Source organism: Bacillus sp. R45, from assembly GCF_021729365.1.
Taxonomy (GTDB): Bacteria; Bacillota; Bacilli; order Bacillales; family Bacillaceae; genus Bacillus; species Bacillus velezensis.
Genome location: NZ_CP091421.1, coordinates 3,111,156 through 3,130,856, shown reverse-complemented (window position 1 = coordinate 3,130,856; position 19,701 = coordinate 3,111,156). Strand labels below are relative to the sequence as shown.

The following is a 19,701-nucleotide window of genomic DNA, read 5'->3' as shown; positions in this document are numbered from 1 at the left end:
AAATGGAGGGATTTAGATGAGCACACCGAAAGATATGCGTTATTCCAAAGAGCACGAATGGGTCAAAGTTGAGGACGGAAAAGCCCGTATCGGGATTACACATTTCGCGCAAGCCGAACTTGGCGACATCGTATTTGTCGAGCTTCCGGAAGTCGGCGCCGAAATTAAAGCGGACGAGCCATTCGGCAGCGTGGAATCCGTCAAAACCGTATCCGAACTGTACGCACCGATTAACGGAACGGTGACGGAAGTGAACGAAGACCTTGATGACAGTCCTGAATTCGTAAACGAGTCTCCGTATGAAAAAGCGTGGATGATCGTCGTTGAACCGGCTGATGCTGAAGAAATCGAAAACCTCATGACTTCTGAGCAATATGACGAAATGACACAGGAAGACTGATCGGATAGCAAAGGGGCCATTTGGACACTCTATCTGTAACGGGAGGTGTCTAAAATGGCTTTTGATAAACAAAAGGTCGATGTGACGGAGAACGTCACGGGCCGCTTTCAAAACGGCCGGTTTTCCTTGTTTCATGAAAATGAAGCCATCGGCGAGATGACAGGCATGGACCAGTACGAGCTCAAACAGGGCTTTTCATTTGAAAATCAAAAATTTTATAAAACAGCCGATGTCATAAACGGCAGCGATCCGAAATATGTCGATTGCGATTATGAGAATGGCTGGTGTTAACAGTTGGCGGTGAATTTCACTGCCTTCTTTTTCAATCTGACGCTAAAACAATCGGCAGGTGACGCGCTTATGTACAACGGAGATGAAAAGGTCATTATCGTAGAAGGAAAATCTGATAAAATCAAAGTCGGGGAAGTGCTCATCGAACCCGCGGAAATCGTCTGTACAAACGGGACGATCGGCCAAACCGAACTGGAAGAGTTGGCGGACCGCCTGTTTGACAGAGACGTCTATATTTTAACGGACGCAGATGACTCCGGAGAAAAATTAAGAAAACAGCTGAAACGGGAGCTTCCCGAAGCGCGCCATATTTATATAGACAGAACATACAGGCAAGTCGAGTCGTGCCCGGGCCATCATCTCGCATCTGTGCTGATCAGAGCCGGCTTTGATGCTGACACTGTATTTTTGAAAAAGAACGACCTGAGGTGGTAATCATGAAAGAACTCCAAGAAAATGAACTCGAATCGATTCAGGATGACGTTTATCTCCTGTATTTGTACACCCCGTTTTGCGGCACATGCCAGCTGGCGTCCAAAATGCTTACTGTCGTCGAAGAAATGCTGCCCGGCGCCGCCTTCTATAAAAACAACGTGAATTATTCCCCCGCATTCGCCAAAGCCTATCAGATTGAAAGCGTTCCGTGCTTTTTGCTGTTTAAAGGCGGAGAGCTTGTTGAGAAAGGATACGCCTTCCGCTCCGTTTCCTATTTATATGAGCTGATTAAACAAAAAACATCGCAAACGTTCCCGATGTGACAATATTTACAGGAAAATGTCGTGCGGTTTATAAAGGGTTCTGTCCGTTAAAAAGAGAAAGTGTATGTATGGCCATTAAAACGGGAGGTTATACGAGTGGAGAAAATAGAAGTTTCAGAGAATGACGGACAGCATCTGTTTTTGAAACCGCTATTAAACGCCTCAACGCTGCTGATTACATTCCAAGGAGAAACAGAAGCCTTAACGGTCTCAATTAACGGACAGGGAGAAATGAGAAAAACGTCGGCTTCAAAGGAGAAATCTAATTTGACCTTTTACGGAAACCAGACGGAAATCATCCATCTCCTGCATGGTGATGTCTCTTTGCAAAAGCTTATCCAAAGCGGAAAACTCAAAGTGAAAGGATCATTCAGAGCCCTGCTGAAGCTGGAGGCCATCCTCTGGCTGACAAACGGATTTTTTCAGGCGATCAGTAAACGGCCGTAACTGCCAATCTCCTATGTGACAATAGCTTCCAATATTTATTTTATTGACTTTTTATCATTCGCCGTGCTATTCTACAGTAAGAATTTCCGGACGAAAATACGATATGTTTTCTCTTATCAAGAGAGGTGGAGGGAAGTGCCCTATGAAGCCCGGCAACCATCAACAATGTTGAAATGGTGCCAATTCACTCGAAGCGGTCTGCTTTGAAAGATGAGAGAAAGGCCTTTTTCAATAAGCCTTTCTGCTCATTTTTGCAGAAAGGCTTTTCTTTTGCGGAGAAACCCGGAAGATTTCTTAGAATAGTGTAAGGCGGGTGATTGCTTTGATCCATCTTCAAAATGTTTCAAAAATTTACAAAGCGAAGCATGGGGATGTCAATGCTGTCCAAGATGTCACTCTTGATATCAAAAAGGGCGAAATATTTGGAATTATAGGATATAGCGGAGCTGGTAAAAGTTCCCTAATCCGTCTCCTGAACGGCCTTGAAAAGCCGACGTCGGGAACCGTGGAAGTCGCGGGGACGGAATTAAATAAAGTAAGCAGCCGCGGACTGAGAAAAGCGCGCCAGGAAATCAGCATGATCTTCCAGCATTTTAACCTTTTGTGGTCGCGCACCGTCCGGGAGAACATTATGTTCCCGCTGGAAATCGCCGGCGTAAAAAAAAGCGAACGGGTCCGCCGCGCTGATGAATTGATTAAACTGGTCGGATTAGAGGGGAAAGAAAAATCTTATCCGTCGCAGCTGAGCGGCGGTCAAAAGCAGCGTGTCGGCATCGCCCGGGCGCTCGCTAATAATCCGAAAGTCCTTCTGTGCGATGAAGCGACATCAGCGCTCGATCCGCAGACGACCGATTCAATTTTGGATCTTTTATCCGATATAAATGACAGACTCGGTCTGACGATCGTGCTCATTACCCATGAAATGCACGTCATCCGAAAAATCTGCAACAGAGTCGCCGTCATGGAAAACGGGAAAGTCGTTGAAGAAGGCGAAGTACTCCAAGTTTTCAGAAACCCGCGCGAACCGATGACCAAGCGTTTCGTTCAGCAGGTGACAGAACCGGAGGAGACGAAAGAAACCATCCAGCATTTTCTGCAGGAAACAGCGACAGGGAAAACGATTCAGCTTTCATTTGTCGGGCAGGCCGCCGAGCAGCCCCTCATTACGGAAATGATCCGAAACTTTGATGTGGACGTCAATATTCTGCAGGGGAAAATTTCACAGACGAAGGACGGAGCTTACGGTTCATTATTCATTCATATTGACGGTCAGGAAAAAGAAGTAGAAAACGTGATCCGGTTCATCAAAGACAAACAGGTAGAAGCAGAGGTGATCACAAATGTTTGAAAAATGGTTCCCGAACGTTGATATAACCGAGCTGTGGACGGCCACATATGAGACCCTTTATATGACGGTCATCGCTTTAGTTTTTTCATTTATCATCGGAGCGATTCTCGGTCTTCTGCTCTTTTTAACGGGCAAGGGAAGCTTATGGGAAAATAAAATCATTAACACCGTGATTGCGGCGGTCGTTAATATTTTCAGGTCTATTCCGTTTCTTATTTTAATTATTCTGCTTCTCGGCTTTACTAAGATTCTGGTCGGATCGATTTTAGGACCGAATGCCGCATTGCCGGCGCTGATTATCGGCTCCGCGCCGTTTTACGCCCGTCTTGCGGAAATTGCGCTCCGGGAAGTCGATAAAGGAGTCATCGAAGCTGCCAGATCAATGGGAGCAAAGACATCGACGATTATCTTCAAAGTGCTGATTCCTGAATCAATGCCTGCGTTAATTTCAGGCATCACCGTGACGGCCATCGCCCTGATCGGATCTACCGCCATTGCCGGCGCCATCGGTTCAGGCGGACTCGGAAACCTTGCATATGTAGAAGGCTACCAGTCCAATAATACGGATGTAACGTTTGTAGCGACAGTATTTATACTCATCATCGTCTTTATCATTCAGATTATCGGTGATGTAATTACAAATATAATAGACAAAAGATAAGGGAGGATTTACATTGAAAAAGATTGTATTAAGTGCGCTGCTGCTTGTGTTCGCGGGAGTTTTAGCCGCCTGCGGATCAAACGGCTCGAATAAAAAGGAAATCGTTGTCGCCGCGACAAAAACACCGCATGCTGAAATCTTAAAAGAAGCGGAACCGCTCTTGAAGGAAAAAGGCTACACATTAAAAGTAAAAGTGCTGAACGATTACAAAATGTACAACAAAGCGTTAGCTGATAATGAAGTGGATGCGAACTACTTCCAGCACGTTCCTTACCTTGAACAGGAAATGAAAGAAAATAAAGATTACAAACTCGTGAATGCCGGAGCCGTTCACCTTGAGCCGTTCGGAGTTTACACGAAAAAATACAAATCACTGAAAGACCTGCCTAAAGGCGCGACCATCATCATGACTAACAATGTCGCTGAACAAGGCCGTATGCTGGCGATGCTTGAAAAAGCCGGACTGATCACACTTGATCCGAAGGTAAAAACGATTGAAGCGACTACGAAAAACATTACGAAAAACCCGAAAAACCTGACATTCAAAAAAATCGCCCCTGAATTAACGGCGAAAGCATATAATGAAGAAGAAGGCGATGCAGTCTTCATTAACGTCAACTATGCGATTCAAAACAAACTGAATCCGTTAAAAGATGCGATTCAAGTGGAATCAACGAAAAACAACCCGTACGCAAACATCATCGCCGTACGCAAAGGTGACGAAAAATCAGAGAAAATCAAAGCGCTTATGGAAGTGCTTCACTCTAAGAAAATCAAAGACTTTATTGAGAAAAAATACGACGGAGCCGTGCTTCCCGTATCTGAATAAAGCGAAAACCCCGGATGAATCATCCGGGGTTTTTTTCGGGTATTAATCGGAGAACTGTCCATAATAAAAAGGAAGGTTAACGATTGGAGGGAATGGCAGTGGCTCAATACCAGGATAACGGAAAAAGCGTGCATGACGCATTGAAACAATATAAAGAAGGTTTAGGCATATTCGAGCAAAAAATGCCCATGATGGGGCGGAAGTTTAATGAATTTACTGAGCAGTGTTTCTCAGCGGATTCATTAACTGAAAAAGAGAAACAATTAATCGCTCTGGGCATCAGCATCAGCGCTCAAGATGAATTTTGCATGATTTATCATACGAAGGGCTGCCTTGACCAAGGGGCCACAGAAGAAAACATCCTTGAGGTCATCAGCGTCGCGGCGGCATTCGGGGGCGGCGCGGCTCTCAGTCAGGGAGTGACCCTCGTGCAGCAGTGCATTCAGGAATTCGGACATACGACGCATTAGAATGAGCAATCGTGTGAATACCGTTTTTCAGATAAAGCGAGCGCCGGTTTCCGGCACATTCGAAAGGATTCAGGGGCACACCCTCTTTGGCCGGAGCAGCGGATCATTGTTACAATAGAAACAAATATATGAAGGGATTGATTCATTATCTGCACCAGCCAAGAGAGACTGGACCTTGACTATACGCCTGAAATGGAAAAAGCGATGCAGAAGTCACACGGCATCGGCTACGAGGAATACGGACGGCGTCTTTCAAAAAGGATGGAAGTCGAACGGCAGAGGGAGCTTGAATATCAAAAAAGCAAGTTCCTCGCAGCGCAGCTTAATGAGAAAATCGGTCAGTAAAAAAGGGTGGATTTCCGCCCTTTTTCTGTTTCAAACAGCTTTAATTACGCCTTGATCTTTGATAAACTTTAGGAATGTTCCGGGTAATATAAAAAGTTGTATTTACTTTTCATTTGTTATAAAATTAGAATGAGAATAAATTGAGAATAATGATTATATATTTTGGAGGTATAGATATGGCTGCTTCAACATTAACGATCAAGGATCTTCACGTTGAAATCGAAGGAAAAGAGATCTTAAAAGGTGTAAACCTTGAAATAAAAGGCGGCGAATTCCACGCTGTCATGGGGCCGAACGGTACCGGTAAATCCACGCTCTCAGCAGCGATTATGGGACACCCGAAATACGAAGTTACAAAAGGCAGCATCACGCTTGACGGCAAAGATGTACTGGAAATGGAAGTGGACGAGCGCGCTCAGGCGGGTCTTTTCCTTGCGATGCAGTACCCAAGCGAAATCAGCGGTGTGACAAATGCCGATTTCCTTCGCTCTGCGATTAACGCACGCCGTGAAGAAGGCGATGAAATTTCTCTTATGAAATTCATCCGCAAAATGGATGAAAACATGGAGTTCCTTGAAATGGACCCTGAAATGGCGCAGCGTTACCTGAACGAAGGTTTCTCAGGCGGGGAGAAAAAACGCAACGAAATCCTTCAGCTTATGATGATCGAGCCGAAAATCGCCATTCTTGACGAGATCGATTCAGGTCTTGATATCGATGCGCTTAAAGTCGTTTCTAAAGGAATCAACAAAATGCGCAGCGAAAACTTCGGCTGCTTAATGATCACTCACTACCAGCGCCTTCTGAACTACATCACGCCTGATGTCGTTCACGTTATGATGCAGGGACGCGTAGTGAAATCCGGCGGCGCGGAGCTTGCACAGCGCCTTGAAGCGGAAGGTTATGACTGGATTAAACAGGAACTAGGCATTGAAGACGAAACTGTAGGCCAAGAAGCGTAAGCGTTAGGGGGATAATCATGACATTGGAAACGAAACTATCCGTAGATCAGGAATATGTCAAAGGCTTTTCCGAAAAGCATCAAGAACCTGCCTGGCTGAAAAACCTGCGCTTACAGGCTCTTGAAAAAGCTGAAGATCTGCCGCTGCCTAAGCCTGATAAAACAAAAATCACAAATTGGAACTTTACAAAGTTCAACAAGCATACAGTAGAAAACGCGCCGCTTGCTTCTTTAGAAGATTTAGCTGATGAAGCAAAAGCGCTGATCGATATCGAAAACGAAGACAAAACGTTATATGTGCAGCGTGATCAAACGCCTGCTTTCCTTTCTCTTTCAAAAGAACTGAAAGACAAAGGCGTTATTTTCACGGACATCTTAACGGCTGCCCGTGAGCACAGCGACCTCGTTGAGAAATACTTCATGAAAGACGGCGTAAAGGTCGACGAGCATAAACTGACTGCGCTTCATGCGGCATTAATGAACGGCGGGGCATTCCTTTATGTTCCTAAAAACGTTCAGGTGGAGACGCCTGTTCAGGCCGTTTACGTTCATGAAAGCAATGACACGGCATTGTTCAACCACGTGCTGATCGTCGCTGAAGACCACAGCTCCGTCACTTACGTTGAGAACTACATCAGCACGGTGAATCCGAAAGAAGCGGTATTCAACATTATCAGTGAAGTGGTCACAGGTGATAATGCCAGCGTGACGTACGGCGCCGTTGACAACCTGTCAGCAGGTGTCACAACATACGTCAACCGCCGCGGAGCCGCGCGCGGACGAGACAGCAAAATCGAGTGGGCGCTCGGACTGATGAACGACGGCGACACGATTTCTGAAAACACGACAAACCTCTACGGAGACGGCACATACGGCGATACGAAAACCGTAGTTGTCGGAAGAGGAGAACAGACGGAAAACTTTACGACGCAGATCATCCACTTCGGTAAGGCTTCTGAAGGCTATATCCTGAAGCACGGAGTCATGAAAGATGCCGCATCTTCCATCTTTAACGGAATCGGCAAAATCGAGCACGGCGCGTCTAAAGCAAACGCTGAACAGGAATCCCGCGTCCTGATGCTGAGTGAAAAAGCACGCGGAGATGCAAACCCGATTCTCTTAATTGATGAAGACGATGTAACTGCAGGACATGCGGCATCTGTCGGCCGTGTGGATCCGATCCAGCTTTACTACTTAATGAGCCGCGGAATTCCGAAAGAAGAAGCGGAGCGCTTAGTCATTTACGGATTCCTTGCTCCGGTGGTAAAAGAGCTTCCGATTGAAGGAGTTAAGAAACAGCTCGTCTCCGTCATCGAAAGGAAAGTAAAATAATGAATATCACCGATATTCGTGAACAGTTCCCGATCCTTCATCAGCAAGTGAACGGACATGACCTCGTGTACCTTGACAGCGCGGCGACTTCCCAGAAGCCGCGTGCTGTCATTGAAGCAGTGGATCAGTATTACAGCAAATACAATTCCAATGTTCACAGAGGCGTTCATACTCTTGGCACGAGAGCGACAGACGGCTATGAAGGTGCGCGTGAAAAAGTCCGTAAGTTTATCAATGCGAAGTCAATGGCTGAGGTCATTTTCACAAAAGGCACGACAACTTCACTGAATATGGTGGCGCTGAGCTATGCCCGCGCCAGCTTAAAACCCGGTGATGAAGTGGTCATCACCCAAATGGAGCATCATGCGAATATCATTCCGTGGCAGCAGGCAGTAAAAGCAACCGGCGCGACTTTAAAATATATCCCGATGCAGGAAGACGGCACGCTTTCGCTGGACGACGTCCGGCAGACTGTCACAAGCCATACGAAGATCGTGGCAGTCGCTCATGTGTCAAACGTGCTCGGCACGATCAACCCGATTAAAGAGATCGCCAAAATCGCTCATGACAATGGCGCTGTCATCGTGGTGGACGGGGCGCAGAGCACACCGCACATGAAAATTGACGTTCAGGACCTGGATTGCGACTTCTTCGCGCTTTCTTCCCATAAAATGTGCGGCCCGACGGGAATCGGCGTGCTGTACGGCAAGAAAGAACTGCTTGAGAATATGGAACCGGCCGAATTTGGCGGCGAAATGATCGACTTTGTAGGGCTTTATGAATCAACTTGGAAAGAGCTTCCGTGGAAATTTGAAGCAGGCACGCCGATTATCGCAGGCGCGATCGGATTGGGAGCCGCGATTGATTTTCTTGAAGAGATCGGACTCGACGAGATTTCCCGGCATGAGCATAAGCTTGCAGCCTATGCGCTTGACCGTTTCGAGCAGCTGGACGGCGTGACGGTATACGGTCCGAAAGAGCGGGCGGGACTTGTGACATTTAATCTTGATGAGGTTCACCCTCATGATGTCGCGACTGTCCTCGATGCTGAGGGCATTGCGGTCAGAGCCGGCCATCATTGCGCCCAGCCGCTCATGAAATGGCTGGATGTATCTGCTACTGCGAGAGCGAGTTTTTATCTGTATAATACAGAGGAAGAGATCGATAAGCTCGCGGAAGCCCTCCAAAAGACAAAGGAGTACTTTACAAATGTCTTTTAATGCAAATTTAGATACATTATACAGACAAGTGATCATGGATCATTACAAAAATCCGCGCAACAAAGGGGTTTTGGATGACAGCATCGTCGTCGATATGAACAACCCGACTTGCGGCGACCGGATCCGACTGACAATGAAGCTTGACGGCGATACCGTTCAGGAAGCGAAGTTTGAAGGGGAAGGCTGTTCCATCTCCATGGCTTCAGCTTCCATGATGACGCAGGCGATTAAAGGAAAAGATATTGATACCGCCCTTTCCATGTCTAAGATTTTCTCAGACATGATGCAAGGGAAAGAGTATGACGACTCAATAGATCTCGGGGATATTGAAGCCCTTCAAGGCGTTTCGAAATTCCCGGCTCGGATTAAATGTGCCACCCTTTCATGGAAAGCACTTGAAAAAGGAGTCGCTGGCGAAAAAGGCGGCAATTAAAAGATTGGAGTGAAAATGGATGGCTAAAAAAATGCCTGAAATTGGTGAATACAAGTACGGTTTTCACGATAAGGACGTTTCCATTTTCCGTTCAGAGCGCGGATTGACAAAAGAAATCGTAGAAGAAATTTCACGCATGAAAGAAGAGCCTCAATGGATGCTTGATTTCCGCCTGAAATCTCTTGAGCATTTCTACAACATGCCGATGCCGCAGTGGGGCGGGGATTTAAACTCTTTAAACTTTGACGAAATTACGTATTACGTAAAGCCGTCTGAGCGTTCAGAGCGTTCTTGGGATGAAGTGCCTGAGGAAATTAAACAGACATTTGACAAACTCGGTATTCCTGAAGCTGAGCAAAAATACCTTGCCGGTGTTTCTGCACAGTACGAATCCGAAGTTGTGTACCACAATATGAAAGAAGATCTTGAAGCGCAAGGCATTGTCTTCAAAGACACAGACAGCGCGCTGAAAGAAAATGAAGACATTTTCCGCGAGCACTGGGCGAAAGTCATTCCGCCGACTGATAACAAGTTTGCGGCGCTGAACTCAGCTGTTTGGTCCGGCGGATCTTTCATCTACGTGCCTAAAGGCGTGAAGGTTGAAACACCGCTTCAAGCTTACTTCCGCATCAACTCTGAAAACATGGGTCAGTTCGAACGTACGCTGATCATCGTTGACGAAGAAGCAAGCGTTCATTACGTAGAGGGCTGTACGGCTCCTGTGTACACAACAAACTCGCTTCACAGCGCGGTTGTTGAAATCATCGTCAAAAAAGGCGGCTACTGCCGTTATACAACAATTCAAAACTGGGCGAACAACGTTTACAACTTAGTAACGAAACGTACGGTTTGTGAAGAAAACGCGACGATGGAATGGGTTGACGGAAACATCGGTTCTAAATTAACGATGAAATATCCGGCTGTCATTCTGAAAGGTGAAGGCGCGCGCGGCATGACGCTTTCTATCGCTCTTGCGGGCAAAGGACAGCATCAGGACGCAGGTGCGAAAATGATTCACCTTGCACCGAATACGTCATCCACAATTGTATCAAAATCGATTTCTAAACAAGGCGGAAAAGTAACATACCGCGGTATCGTCCACTTCGGACGAAAAGCGGACGGCGCCCGTTCAAACATCGAGTGTGATACGCTCATTATGGATAATAAATCAACTTCTGATACAATCCCTTACAATGAAATCCTGAACGACAACATTTCATTGGAGCACGAAGCGAAAGTATCAAAAGTTTCTGAAGAACAGCTTTTCTACTTGATGAGCCGCGGTATTTCTGAAGAAGAAGCAACAGAAATGATCGTTATGGGCTTCATCGAGCCATTCACAAAAGAACTTCCGATGGAATACGCAGTTGAAATGAACCGTTTGATTAAGTTCGAAATGGAAGGCTCCATCGGTTAATAGTAAAACCCCGCCATATGGCGGGGTTTTTTTGTTTATTGAATAGTGAAATTTCCGTATTCGCTTGACCGGACATGAATCGGCCCGTTTAAATTGTAGTTCTTCTCTTTGACAATATCGCGGAAAACGTCGACACGGGCAACCGATTCTCTCCATTCATCCTGGGTGTCCTCATCTGACGGATTCATCAGATCGTCATAGCGTACATCCAAGAATTTATTGAGCCATTTCTTCTCGTCCGTTCCGTCTTTCGGTGACCCGCCCATTTTTTTGTTCGTGCGTTTAATCAGGGCATAAAAGGAGTCTGGATCATCACCGTCACCATGCTGAATCACCGTATCGTACATCACCGCTTTGGCCAAGGCCGTTTTCAGTCCGGCATTTTCTGAACGTTTCATCGCCGGCTGATAATACAAGCTGTCGTTTACCTTATCCTGGGCAGCGCGGAAGGCTTTATCATTGCCAAGTGAGCGCCAGGCAGAAGCGAATCCTTTCAGATTGCTGATGTCATCGCTTTCGTCTTTCGCAAGACGGCGCAATTCAGGCAAATACTTTTTCAATTTGTTATTCGGCACCGCTTTCGTATATACTTCGACTACTTCCAGCGCATCTCCGGTAGCCGTCGTAAAGCCGGCCCGCCCGCAAGTGTAACCTCTTCCGTCATCCAACGCTTCAACATATCCATATTGGATTTCCGTCTTTCCGTTTTCAAAAATGCTGGTCAGCTGTTCCGCCCGGCGCTTCTGATCCTTATTCAGCCCGGCCGCAAAAACCGTACCGCTCATCATCAGGGTGAAAAACATGGTGAAAATAAGAGATGAAACCGCCGTCTTCTTCCAAAAACCTGCTTTTTTCTTCAAACTGATTTTCATTGCCATACCCCTTTCATATGTAAGTTACGGACTCAGTATACATGAGGGAGTGATTTTTTTGTTGAAAACACACGAATTTGTCAATATTTTGAATCCTAAGCCCTATCCGGCGCTTCATAAAAAGAACGCACCACCTTCACCAGACAGACAATCCCGTTCTCGCATCATTCTCATCTGTAACATAGTCAACGCGGTGAAACCCGCATTGTACAGCCTGCTGAAAAAGGGCTTCGAGCATGTCCGGATCTTTGCAATATAACGTTACATACGAGCAATCTGCGATGAGAAGCACAAGTTTACAGGAACTATCCAAATATTCCTCATACGTATTGATTTCCGTTACCATCCCGCTCGGGAAAGCTTTCAATTCAGCAAAAATCATATAATAAGGGTTTCCTTTCAGACGATGACGGAGTTCTTGACCCTGAATGATGCGCTGATTTTGCGTAAACAGGTCTGTATCGGTGTCTTCTTTGAATTCAGTATACGCCTCTCCATCACCGATAAACCACGTATAGGAAGAGATGGGGAACGGTTGTAATATATCTGCCGCAAACCGTCCGAATTGATTTGGGATGTTAAATGTAATGCCGCGTTTCACATGGTCGTATCTCCTTTCGGCTTTTGAGTATTATGGTATAATAGTTGGATAAATATTGAAAGGACTTGACAGTATGACAACACGATACGGAATTGATGCGCCTTATGGAGCGTTTGGATTTATCTTTCTTGCGCTCCTTTATGCTGCAGCCACGTTATGCGGTATGATTCCTCCTTACTGGGGCTGGCTGACGGGCACCTTGTTTTTATTGCTCGGTCTTTGGATGCTCTTGTATTCAACGGCCATTAAACTTTCACACCGCCATCGCATTCTTGCGCTTTCCGGTTTAAAGCCGGACATGAAGGTGCTTGATATTGGGACGGGACGGGGGCTGCTAGCCATCGCCGCGGCTCAAAAAGGCGCTGACGTCTCAGCGATTGACAAATGGTCAGGCTGGGATCTGGGCGGAAACGGGAGAGACGCATTTGAAAAGAACAGACGGGCAGAAGGAGCGCCGGAAATTGATTTGTATGACGGACTCGCGCAAGCCATGCCGTTTCCTGATAAAACGTTTGACCTTGTCATTTCACATTTTACCGTACACAACATTTCAGGCAGAAAAGAGAGGGAACGGGCGATCACGGAAATGGTGAGGGTGCTGAAGCCTGGCGGCACATTGGCCGTGTCAGATATAAAAAATACATCACAATACAGAGCAATTCTTGAGGAAAACGGCTTTCAGACAAGAACGTATTCCTTTTATTATACGTTTCCGTTTTCGAAACTTATCATTGCCGTCAGGACTCCGGTAGGAACCGGGCGCTCTATTTGTTAAAATAAATAAGACAAAACAGATAGAAAAGGTGTTACACATGAAGTCTTATATGATTATCGGAGCCGGCATTCTCGGTGCGTCCGCGGCTTATCATCTCGCAAAGGCCGGTGCGGATGTAACGGTCTTTGACAGGAAACACCCGGGGCAGGCGACTGACGCCGCGGCAGGGATCGTCTGCCCGTGGCTGTCGCAGCGCCGCAACCAGGCATGGTATGCGATCGCAAAAGGCGGAGCCCGCTATTATAACCAATTGATACAGCAGCTTGAAGCTGACGGAGAAACGGACACCGGCTATCAAAAGGTCGGTGCCGTCAGTCTCCATACGGATGAAAAAAAGCTCAGCCAAATGGAGGAAAGAGCTTATAAAAGAAGAGAGGACGCTCCTGAAATCGGTGACATTACAAGACTGACTCCGGCAGAAACGAAGGCGCTGTTCCCCGCGCTGTCGGAGGAATACGGGGCGGTTCATGTCAGCGGCGCGGCCCGGGTGAACGGGAGGGCGCTTCGTAAGGCGCTGTTAAACGCGGCCGTTAATCACGGCGCGGCTGTTTACAATGAAGAAGCGTCAATATTGACAGAGGACGGTGCCGTTATCGGTGTGAAAACCGCAGAACGCACGCTTACTGCCGGCCAGGTTCTCGTAACGGCCGGCGCTTGGGCGAGAGAGCTGCTTGAACCGCTCGGCATCCGTTTTTCAGTATCATACCAAAAGGCACAGATCGTTCATTTAGAGCTTCAGGGAGAGGATACGGGCGGCTGGCCCGTCGTCATGCCCCCAAACGATCAATACATTCTCGCCTTTGACAGCGGCAGAATCATAGCGGGCGCGACTCATGAAAACGATACCGGCATGGATTTGCGGGTGACGGCCGGCGGCCTCCGCGAGATTTTTGACAAAGCATTAACTGTGGCGCCGGGGCTTTCAGACAGTACTGTGATAGAGACAAGAGTCGGTTTCAGGCCGTTTACTCCCGGTTTTCTTCCCGTCATCGGCAAAGTGCCGAATATCAGCGGACTCCTCGTTGCCAACGGGCTGGGCGCCTCAGGGCTGACGAGCGGGCCGTATCTGGGGGCGGAACTGGCGAAACTCGCACTCGGCCAGCAGACGGAAATTGATTTGAGCCTTTATGATCCGGCCGGGGCGCTTGAATAAAAAATAGCTTTTGGCGCATTCTTATGATAGGATGGAGCTTTAATGAATAAGAGGACGTGACCCATTTTGATAAAAATAAACCTTCCTGCTCCTGATGTAACGATTACGGAACGGCAGCAGTCACCGTCGGAAAATGAACCGGCGATTAAAGCGATTTACGGTTTCATTGATTTTCACCGAATTCCGAGAGACAAAGGCGGCATCTTTATGTTTTATAACATTCATGATGAACTGCTGTTTGTCGGGAAAGCCCGTAAATTAAGACAAAGAATCAAAAAGCATTTTGAAGACAATGTGTCGCCTGTTAAACATCACAGGGACGAAGTGTATAAAATTGAAGTATGTGTCGTCCATGATCCGATGGAAAGGGAGATTTACGAAACGTACGCGATCAATACCCTGCAGTCGAAATACAACATTGAGAAAGTATTTTATAAATAAGAAAAACCGGAGCTTAAGGGCTCCGGTTTTCTTTATGTTTACAGTGCCAGCCACATCACTGCAATATGCACGATCAGCAGACAGTAAACGACGAGGAACAGCTGAACGACCTTTTTTCTGAATAACATGCAGATCATCATGAGCACAGGAAAAATCAGGACGCCGGCCGTTTTATTGATTGATGTATTCGGACGGTTCGACACGTCATAGTGAATGGCCATATCAGCAGGAAGAAACGGATAAAACACAATCGACAGAATAAAGGCGAGAACCACAGCTCCCCACAGCACCTTATCATTCATCAAAAACATATGAACACTCCCTTTTTACATATAATAGTATTTTAGTGTGAAAAAGTTCATTTTTCAGTATTTATTTGATGGCTGTGTGCTGTATAGGTATTTTTAAACGCGGCGGCCGCCATTGAGACGATCGCTCTTGCGGTAGCGGCCATCATTTTGACAGTAGCAAGCGTTGACGAAGATTCCGATTTAGGAAAAGAGCAGCTCATCGCTAATGTCGTTGACCGCATTAACGCACAGCACTGAGGATGAAGAAAGAAAACGCTAAGGAGACGAACCTTAGCGTTTTTTTGATTGAAGCATCTGTTTTAAATATGCTTCTGAATCAAAGCCGAGTTCCTCGTCGGCTTCTTTTTTCAGTTCAAGCTGAAGTCGCACATACGTGTCATATTTCGGGCTGAGCTTTTGAAGTAGATTGCTGAAAGGCGATCCTTCCTTCAGCGCGGGCAGATCAGAAGCGGATTCTCCGATCTTGATCAGGCTTTCTCTGTACTCTTCATCTGTCTCCACTCTTTTCACAAGCTGAATGATGATGTTTTTATGAGTGTCCCAAGTGGCGGGGTCTCTCTCCAAAATCCGCTCGATAAATTGGTCATGCTGGACTTTGTGCTGCTGGAGCTGAGCTGGGTCCTCCTTGCCGACCAGCTGCATCATCGGGTGTGCAGCCGGAACTTCTTCCATATCATCCAATACTTTAATAAGCTTTGCCCATATCGTTTTTTTCTCATCTGTATCAATAGAAAAGTCGAGGAACGGTTCAAACAGCGCGGCGATAAATTCTCCGAAATCTCCCGGGAACAGTTTTTTCAGCTGAAGTCCCATATACTTCGGTTCATCTATTTTGACCTCGCCGATATCATGCAGAATTGAATCGACATTTTCCGCATCTTCCACGCGCTTGATCAGCATTTCAGTCAGTTTCCGTTCCTGCTCAAGCTCTTCAATCTGCCGGCTGAGCTTTTGATGCTGCTGGCGCAGTATATCATGCAGACTGCTGCCCTCTAAGAGGAACGCTTTAATATCGCTTACAGACAGTGCCAGCATTCGGAGGGCGGCAATCATTTTCAGCGTATTCACGTTCTGAGCGGAATACTCACGGTATCCGTTATCAGGGTTTTTGCTGACGGTGATTAAACCTTCCTGCTCATAATATTTGATGGCTTTTTTCGTGAGACCCGTCTGCCTGGCGGCTTCTTTTATATTCATTCTGAATCACTCCCTGCTTTTCATTCTAAACGTGTCTCTAAGGGTCAGGTCAAGAAAGGGCGGGAAATTAGACGGGTTTATTCTATATTTTAGAAATTTCAGAAAATATGATTGACAACGCACCTTTGTTGCGATTAATATAACGTTATATAATGTTATATAACATTATATAATAAAACACTGAGGAGTGAAGGATTTGAGTCAAACTGCCGCACAAGTGAATCACAAGGTTCAGGCTTTCTTGGATGATCTGAAAGGAAAAACGATTGACCACGTCTTTTTCGTCGCTTGCGGGGGTTCTTCAGCCATTATGTATCCGAGCAAGTACGTGTTTGACAGAGAGGCGAAAGCCATCAGCTCTGATCTCTACAGTTCAAATGAATTTATTCAGCGCAATCCCATTCAGCTCGGAGAGAACTCTCTGGTGATTTTATGTTCTCAGTCAGGCAATACGCCGGAAACGGTGAAAGCCGCCGGTTTCGCCAGAAAAAAAGGCGCGCTTACGATTGCAATGACCTTTGAGCCTGGTTCGCCGTTAGCGAAAGAAGCCGAATATGTCGCGGTGTATGACTGGGGTGAGAACGCACAGGCGATAAATACGAATTACGGGGTTCTGTATCAAATCGTGTTCGGCGCTTTACACGTGCTGGAAAACCATCCCGCGTTTGAGCAGGCGATCGACGGACTCAATAAGCTCCAGACCGTATATGACAAAGCGCTTAAACAAGAAGCGGATCACGCAAAGGCATTCGCGAAAGCCCACGAAAAAGAAGATATCATTTACACGATGGCAAGCGGTGCGAACTACGGCGTCGCTTACTCCTACAGCATCTGCATTCTCATGGAAATGCAATGGATTCATTCTCACGCCATTCATGCCGGAGAATATTTTCACGGACCGTTCGAAATCATTGATGAATCCGTTCCATTTATTATCCTGCTCGGCTTAGACGAAACAAGACCCCTTGAAGAGCGGGCGCTTTCCTTCTCAAAAAGATACGGCAAAAAACTGACTGTGCTTGATGCGGCAGCATATGATTTTTCCGGAATTGACGATTCTGTAAAAGGCTACCTGGCTCCTCTCGTATTAAACCGGGTGCTCAGAAGCTATGCGGATGCGCTGGCGGAAGCAAGGAACCATCCGTTAAGCCAGCGGCGTTACATGTGGAAAGTCGAATATTAAGAACGCGCATTATATTTCACCGGACTATAATGATATATAACGTTATAGTCCGGTGACAAAGGAGGAAAAGCATCTGAAAAAGCTCATCTGCCTGTTCGTTCTGTTAGCTGTATGTCTGTCAGCCGCCGCCTGTTCAAGCCAAAGCAGTTCCTCTGACGGAAAAGTGACCCTGAAGTTTTTTCACAGGTGGCCGAAGGAGCCGGAAAAAAGCTATTTTGAAGAAGCGGTCAAAGATTTTGAAGCCGCTCATCCGGATATTCATATCCAAACGGAAGCGGTCTTAAACGATTCTTATAAAGACAAGGTGAAAGTCATGCTCGGAACAACGAGCCCCCCTGATATTTTCTTTTCATGGAGCGACCGGTTTGCTTATAAATTCATCAAAGGAGATAAAGCCCTCGATCTGTCGTCTTACTATCAGCAGGATAAAGATTGGTCCTCACAGCTTGTGCAGTCACAAATCAAACCCTTTACGCATGACGGAAAACAGTACGGTGTTCCGTGGCAAATGGACGCTAAATCATTCTTTTATAATAAAGACATTTTTAATACATTACATTTGAAGCCCCCGGCGACATGGGATGAACTGATCACAGTCTGTGAGAAATTGAAAGAGAACGGATATATTCCGATCAGTTTCGGCACAAAAGCGCCTTGGACCATTTCTCATTATATCGGGACGCTGAACCAGCGTATGGTGGATGAAAAAACGCGGGCGAAGGATTACAGCCCGGAAACCGGGGAGTTTACGGACGAAGGCTATGTCAAAGCGCTTGAAAAGCTTCAGGAACTTCTGCCGTACTTTACAAAGCACGTGAACTCCGTTGATCACGAATACGTGCGCCAGCAGTTTACGAGCGGCAAAGCGGCGATGATTTATGCGGAAACGGCAGAAATTAAGCTCGTCGAACCGGTCAATCTGGGCTTGTTTCCTTTCCCGAAAATCAGCGGCGAAAAGGGATCTCCCCGTGCACTGACTGGATCTCCCGAAGGATTTATGATTTCCTCAAAAACGAAGCACCCGAAAGAAGCCATGGAATTTCTTCAGTTTTTAACCTCGAAAAAAATGGGAGAGAAGCTGATAAAAGACGTCGGTAAATACAGCGCGGTTCAGGGAACGGCGACAGAAAACAATTCCACCCCGATCCAGCGCGAAGCCGTGCAGGATATCGTCCGTGCCGAAACAATGGTGCCGTGGTTTGATATGGATGTTGACGTTGAAATCGCCGATGTGTATGCGGCAGGCGTTCAGCAGATGCTCGGCGGCACAATGACACCGCGCGAGGTGATGAATTCCGTGCAAAAAGCGGCGCGTCAGGTCAAAGCGTCATCTGAATAGAACAGATTTCTTTGGAGAAAGGAGATGAGGATTTCCTTGGTCAGCCGAAAACGTTTCATTCCGTATCTGTTTCTCGCGCCCGCGCTGGTTTTTCTGCTGTTCGTTTACATTCCGATTATTGAGAATGTGTTTTTCAGTCTGTTTGAATGGAGCTCATTTCAACCCGAAAAGACGTTTATCGGTTTGAAAAATTATATTGACCTGTTCCGCGATCCCGTGTTTTTTACAGCACTCCGCAACAATGTGCTGTATGCGGTCATATCGCTGATTTGCCAGGTTGGCGGCGGGTTAATTCTGGCGGCCGTGCTGGAAGACAGATTGGTAAGAAAATGGTCGCCGTTTTTCCGTACGGTATTTTTTCTTCCGGTCGTCATTTCCATGACCGTCATTGCGCTGTTGTTTGATTTTATTTATAACCCGGAAATCGGGCTTTTGAATCAGCTGCTGGAAGCGGTCGGACTTGATGAACTGACCCGGGCGTGGCTGGGCGATGAAAATACCGCTATGCTGTCTGTCATTTTTGTGTCTCAATGGCAGTCTGTCGGTTACATCGCCATGCTGTACATTGTCTCGATTCAGAGCATTCCCGCTGAATTATATGAATCGGCGCAGCTGGACGGAGCCGGAAAAATCCAGCAGTTTTTTCACATTACGGTGCCGCAGACGAAAGAAATGTCGTTTGTTGCCGTGGTGATGACGCTGACCGGCGCATTTACCGTATTTAATGAACCGTATATTCTGACCGGCGGAGGGCCGGGCAATGCTTCAGAAGTGCTGAGCACATTTTTGTATAAGAGCGCTTTTACAAAGGATATGATGGGCTACGCTTCTGCGATCGCGACGGTGGTGCTTTTGCTGACGCTTGCTCTGTCGCTTATTCAGATGAAATTCTTTAAGACCGGAAAGGAGGAGTAGCC

Annotated in this window: 25 protein-coding genes and 1 riboswitch; of the genes, 21 read left to right on the top strand and 4 right to left on the bottom strand. The window is 46.6% G+C overall.

What is annotated here, in order from left to right; genetic code table 11:
- Positions 1-16: 16 nt before the first annotated feature.
- The 15 genes from gcvH to sufB all read left to right on the top strand — a co-directional run bounded on the left by gcvH (position 17) and on the right by sufB (position 10,912).
- Positions 17-400: a glycine cleavage system protein GcvH gene (gene gcvH, locus L3V45_RS15465; RefSeq protein WP_003151844.1), complete on the top strand. Its 384-nt coding sequence runs from the start codon at positions 17-19 to the stop codon at positions 398-400.
- 54 nt (positions 401-454) lie between these two features.
- On the top strand, positions 455-691 hold the full coding sequence (locus tag L3V45_RS15460) for a YusG family protein (RefSeq protein ID WP_003151845.1): 237 nt from the start codon (positions 455-457) through the stop codon (positions 689-691).
- 69 nt (positions 692-760) lie between these two features.
- On the top strand, positions 761-1,126 hold the full coding sequence (locus tag L3V45_RS15455) for a toprim domain-containing protein (RefSeq protein WP_088037299.1): 366 nt from the start codon (positions 761-763) through the stop codon (positions 1,124-1,126).
- A gap of 2 nt (positions 1,127-1,128) precedes the next feature.
- Positions 1,129-1,449 (top strand): thioredoxin family protein, encoded by a 321-nt coding sequence (locus tag L3V45_RS15450; RefSeq protein ID WP_003151847.1) that lies wholly within the window; start codon positions 1,129-1,131, stop codon positions 1,447-1,449.
- A gap of 96 nt (positions 1,450-1,545) precedes the next feature.
- Complete coding sequence (locus L3V45_RS15445) at positions 1,546-1,896, top strand: SCP2 sterol-binding domain-containing protein (RefSeq protein ID WP_003151848.1); 351 nt, start codon at positions 1,546-1,548, stop codon at positions 1,894-1,896.
- Between the two features lie 110 nt (positions 1,897-2,006).
- A riboswitch (SAM riboswitch) is annotated at positions 2,007-2,113 on the top strand.
- Positions 2,114-2,218: 105 nt separating this feature from the next.
- Positions 2,219-3,244: a methionine ABC transporter ATP-binding protein MetN gene (gene metN / locus L3V45_RS15440; protein WP_003151850.1), complete on the top strand. Its 1,026-nt coding sequence runs from the start codon at positions 2,219-2,221 to the stop codon at positions 3,242-3,244.
- On the top strand, positions 3,237-3,905 hold the full coding sequence (locus tag L3V45_RS15435) for a methionine ABC transporter permease (protein ID WP_003151851.1): 669 nt from the start codon (positions 3,237-3,239) through the stop codon (positions 3,903-3,905). The genes metN and L3V45_RS15435 overlap by 8 nt, the downstream gene beginning before the upstream one ends.
- 13 nt (positions 3,906-3,918) lie before the next feature.
- A complete protein-coding gene (gene metQ, locus L3V45_RS15430; protein WP_003151853.1) occupies positions 3,919-4,734 on the top strand; it encodes a methionine ABC transporter substrate-binding lipoprotein MetQ in 816 nt (271 codons plus the stop codon).
- 92 nt (positions 4,735-4,826) lie between these two features.
- Positions 4,827-5,204 carry a carboxymuconolactone decarboxylase family protein gene (locus L3V45_RS15425; RefSeq protein ID WP_031306536.1) on the top strand — a complete coding sequence of 126 codons (378 nt, stop codon included), beginning with the start codon at positions 4,827-4,829 and terminating at the stop codon, positions 5,202-5,204.
- Positions 5,205-5,396: 192 nt separating this feature from the next.
- Positions 5,397-5,549 (top strand): YuzK family famiily protein, encoded by a 153-nt coding sequence (locus L3V45_RS15420; protein WP_003151857.1) that lies wholly within the window; start codon positions 5,397-5,399, stop codon positions 5,547-5,549.
- Between the two features lie 176 nt (positions 5,550-5,725).
- Positions 5,726-6,511 (top strand): Fe-S cluster assembly ATPase SufC, encoded by a 786-nt coding sequence (gene sufC, locus L3V45_RS15415; protein WP_003151872.1) that lies wholly within the window; start codon positions 5,726-5,728, stop codon positions 6,509-6,511.
- A 17-nt stretch (positions 6,512-6,528) separates the two neighbouring features.
- Positions 6,529-7,842, top strand: a complete 1,314-nt coding sequence (gene sufD / locus L3V45_RS15410; protein WP_003151874.1) for a Fe-S cluster assembly protein SufD — start codon at positions 6,529-6,531, stop codon at positions 7,840-7,842.
- Complete coding sequence (gene sufS / locus L3V45_RS15405) at positions 7,842-9,062, top strand: cysteine desulfurase SufS (protein ID WP_007410089.1); 1,221 nt, start codon at positions 7,842-7,844, stop codon at positions 9,060-9,062. The genes sufD and sufS overlap by 1 nt, the downstream gene beginning before the upstream one ends.
- The gene (gene sufU / locus L3V45_RS15400) at positions 9,052-9,495 is read left to right on the top strand and encodes a Fe-S cluster assembly sulfur transfer protein SufU (protein ID WP_003151877.1); all 444 of its coding nucleotides are present in this window, start codon (positions 9,052-9,054) and stop codon (positions 9,493-9,495) included. Before sufS ends, sufU begins: the two co-directional genes overlap by 11 nt.
- A 19-nt stretch (positions 9,496-9,514) precedes the next feature.
- Positions 9,515-10,912 (top strand): Fe-S cluster assembly protein SufB, encoded by a 1,398-nt coding sequence (gene sufB / locus L3V45_RS15395; protein ID WP_003151878.1) that lies wholly within the window; start codon positions 9,515-9,517, stop codon positions 10,910-10,912.
- A gap of 35 nt (positions 10,913-10,947) precedes the next feature.
- Here sufB and csn read toward each other — a convergent pair whose 3' ends face one another.
- Both csn and L3V45_RS15385 read right to left on the bottom strand, forming a co-directional pair.
- Positions 10,948-11,784 carry a chitosanase gene (gene csn, locus L3V45_RS15390; protein ID WP_003151879.1) on the bottom strand — a complete coding sequence of 279 codons (837 nt, stop codon included), beginning with the start codon at positions 11,782-11,784 and terminating at the stop codon, positions 10,948-10,950.
- A gap of 136 nt (positions 11,785-11,920) precedes the next feature.
- On the bottom strand, positions 11,921-12,385 hold the full coding sequence (locus L3V45_RS15385; RefSeq protein WP_234949460.1) for a DUF2691 family protein: 465 nt from the start codon (positions 12,383-12,385) through the stop codon (positions 11,921-11,923).
- 73 nt (positions 12,386-12,458) lie between these two features.
- On the opposite strand from L3V45_RS15385, the gene L3V45_RS15380 reads away from it, so the two are divergent.
- From L3V45_RS15380 to L3V45_RS15370, 3 genes are all read left to right on the top strand, one after another.
- Positions 12,459-13,160 carry a class I SAM-dependent methyltransferase gene (locus tag L3V45_RS15380; RefSeq protein ID WP_032857646.1) on the top strand — a complete coding sequence of 234 codons (702 nt, stop codon included), beginning with the start codon at positions 12,459-12,461 and terminating at the stop codon, positions 13,158-13,160.
- A gap of 37 nt (positions 13,161-13,197) precedes the next feature.
- A complete protein-coding gene (locus L3V45_RS15375) occupies positions 13,198-14,313 on the top strand; it encodes an NAD(P)/FAD-dependent oxidoreductase (protein ID WP_003151885.1) in 1,116 nt (371 codons plus the stop codon).
- A 66-nt stretch (positions 14,314-14,379) separates the two neighbouring features.
- Positions 14,380-14,754: a nucleotide excision repair endonuclease gene (locus L3V45_RS15370; protein ID WP_234949459.1), complete on the top strand. Its 375-nt coding sequence runs from the start codon at positions 14,380-14,382 to the stop codon at positions 14,752-14,754.
- 38 nt (positions 14,755-14,792) lie between these two features.
- Here L3V45_RS15370 and L3V45_RS15365 read toward each other — a convergent pair whose 3' ends face one another.
- The gene (locus L3V45_RS15365; RefSeq protein ID WP_007410095.1) at positions 14,793-15,065 is read right to left on the bottom strand and encodes a DUF1648 domain-containing protein; all 273 of its coding nucleotides are present in this window, start codon (positions 15,063-15,065) and stop codon (positions 14,793-14,795) included.
- 270 nt (positions 15,066-15,335) lie between these two features.
- Positions 15,336-16,262, bottom strand: coding sequence for a MerR family transcriptional regulator (locus tag L3V45_RS15360; protein WP_015387752.1), 927 nt, complete (start codon positions 16,260-16,262; stop codon positions 15,336-15,338).
- A 196-nt stretch (positions 16,263-16,458) separates the two neighbouring features.
- On the opposite strand from L3V45_RS15360, the gene L3V45_RS15355 reads away from it, so the two are divergent.
- The 3 genes from L3V45_RS15355 (at position 16,459) to L3V45_RS15345 (ending at position 19,699) form a co-directional block, all read left to right on the top strand.
- A complete protein-coding gene (locus L3V45_RS15355; protein WP_052586554.1) occupies positions 16,459-17,445 on the top strand; it encodes an SIS domain-containing protein in 987 nt (328 codons plus the stop codon).
- Positions 17,446-17,518: 73 nt separating this feature from the next.
- On the top strand, positions 17,519-18,784 hold the full coding sequence (locus L3V45_RS15350; RefSeq protein WP_032861971.1) for an ABC transporter substrate-binding protein: 1,266 nt from the start codon (positions 17,519-17,521) through the stop codon (positions 18,782-18,784).
- Positions 18,785-18,808: 24 nt separating this feature from the next.
- Positions 18,809-19,699 carry a carbohydrate ABC transporter permease gene (locus tag L3V45_RS15345; protein WP_372584018.1) on the top strand — a complete coding sequence of 297 codons (891 nt, stop codon included), beginning with the start codon at positions 18,809-18,811 and terminating at the stop codon, positions 19,697-19,699.
- Positions 19,700-19,701 lie beyond the last annotated feature (2 nt).

What these genes read in the sequence shown, in the direction of transcription:
- gcvH (WP_003151844.1), top strand. Translation starts at nt 17, where the DNA reads ATGAGCACACCGAAAGATATGCGTTATTCCAAAGAGCACGAATGGGTC.
- L3V45_RS15365 (WP_007410095.1), bottom strand. Translation starts at nt 15,065, where the DNA reads ATGTTTTTGATGAATGATAAGGTGCTGTGGGGAGCTGTGGTTCTCGCC.
- L3V45_RS15375 (WP_003151885.1), top strand. Translation starts at nt 13,198, where the DNA reads ATGAAGTCTTATATGATTATCGGAGCCGGCATTCTCGGTGCGTCCGCG.
- sufC (WP_003151872.1), top strand. Translation starts at nt 5,726, where the DNA reads ATGGCTGCTTCAACATTAACGATCAAGGATCTTCACGTTGAAATCGAA.
- L3V45_RS15380 (WP_032857646.1), top strand. Translation starts at nt 12,459, where the DNA reads ATGACAACACGATACGGAATTGATGCGCCTTATGGAGCGTTTGGATTT.
- L3V45_RS15460 (WP_003151845.1), top strand. Translation starts at nt 455, where the DNA reads ATGGCTTTTGATAAACAAAAGGTCGATGTGACGGAGAACGTCACGGGC.
- L3V45_RS15420 (WP_003151857.1), top strand. Translation starts at nt 5,397, where the DNA reads ATGGAAAAAGCGATGCAGAAGTCACACGGCATCGGCTACGAGGAATAC.
- csn (WP_003151879.1), bottom strand. Translation starts at nt 11,784, where the DNA reads ATGAAAATCAGTTTGAAGAAAAAAGCAGGTTTTTGGAAGAAGACGGCG.
- L3V45_RS15345 (WP_372584018.1), top strand. Translation starts at nt 18,809, where the DNA reads ATGAGGATTTCCTTGGTCAGCCGAAAACGTTTCATTCCGTATCTGTTT.
- sufS (WP_007410089.1), top strand. Translation starts at nt 7,842, where the DNA reads ATGAATATCACCGATATTCGTGAACAGTTCCCGATCCTTCATCAGCAA.
- L3V45_RS15435 (WP_003151851.1), top strand. Translation starts at nt 3,237, where the DNA reads ATGTTTGAAAAATGGTTCCCGAACGTTGATATAACCGAGCTGTGGACG.
- L3V45_RS15450 (WP_003151847.1), top strand. Translation starts at nt 1,129, where the DNA reads ATGAAAGAACTCCAAGAAAATGAACTCGAATCGATTCAGGATGACGTT.
- L3V45_RS15425 (WP_031306536.1), top strand. Translation starts at nt 4,827, where the DNA reads ATGGCAGTGGCTCAATACCAGGATAACGGAAAAAGCGTGCATGACGCA.
- sufB (WP_003151878.1), top strand. Translation starts at nt 9,515, where the DNA reads ATGGCTAAAAAAATGCCTGAAATTGGTGAATACAAGTACGGTTTTCAC.
- L3V45_RS15455 (WP_088037299.1), top strand. Translation starts at nt 761, where the DNA reads ATGTACAACGGAGATGAAAAGGTCATTATCGTAGAAGGAAAATCTGAT.
- L3V45_RS15360 (WP_015387752.1), bottom strand. Translation starts at nt 16,262, where the DNA reads ATGAATATAAAAGAAGCCGCCAGGCAGACGGGTCTCACGAAAAAAGCC.
- sufU (WP_003151877.1), top strand. Translation starts at nt 9,052, where the DNA reads ATGTCTTTTAATGCAAATTTAGATACATTATACAGACAAGTGATCATG.
- sufD (WP_003151874.1), top strand. Translation starts at nt 6,529, where the DNA reads ATGACATTGGAAACGAAACTATCCGTAGATCAGGAATATGTCAAAGGC.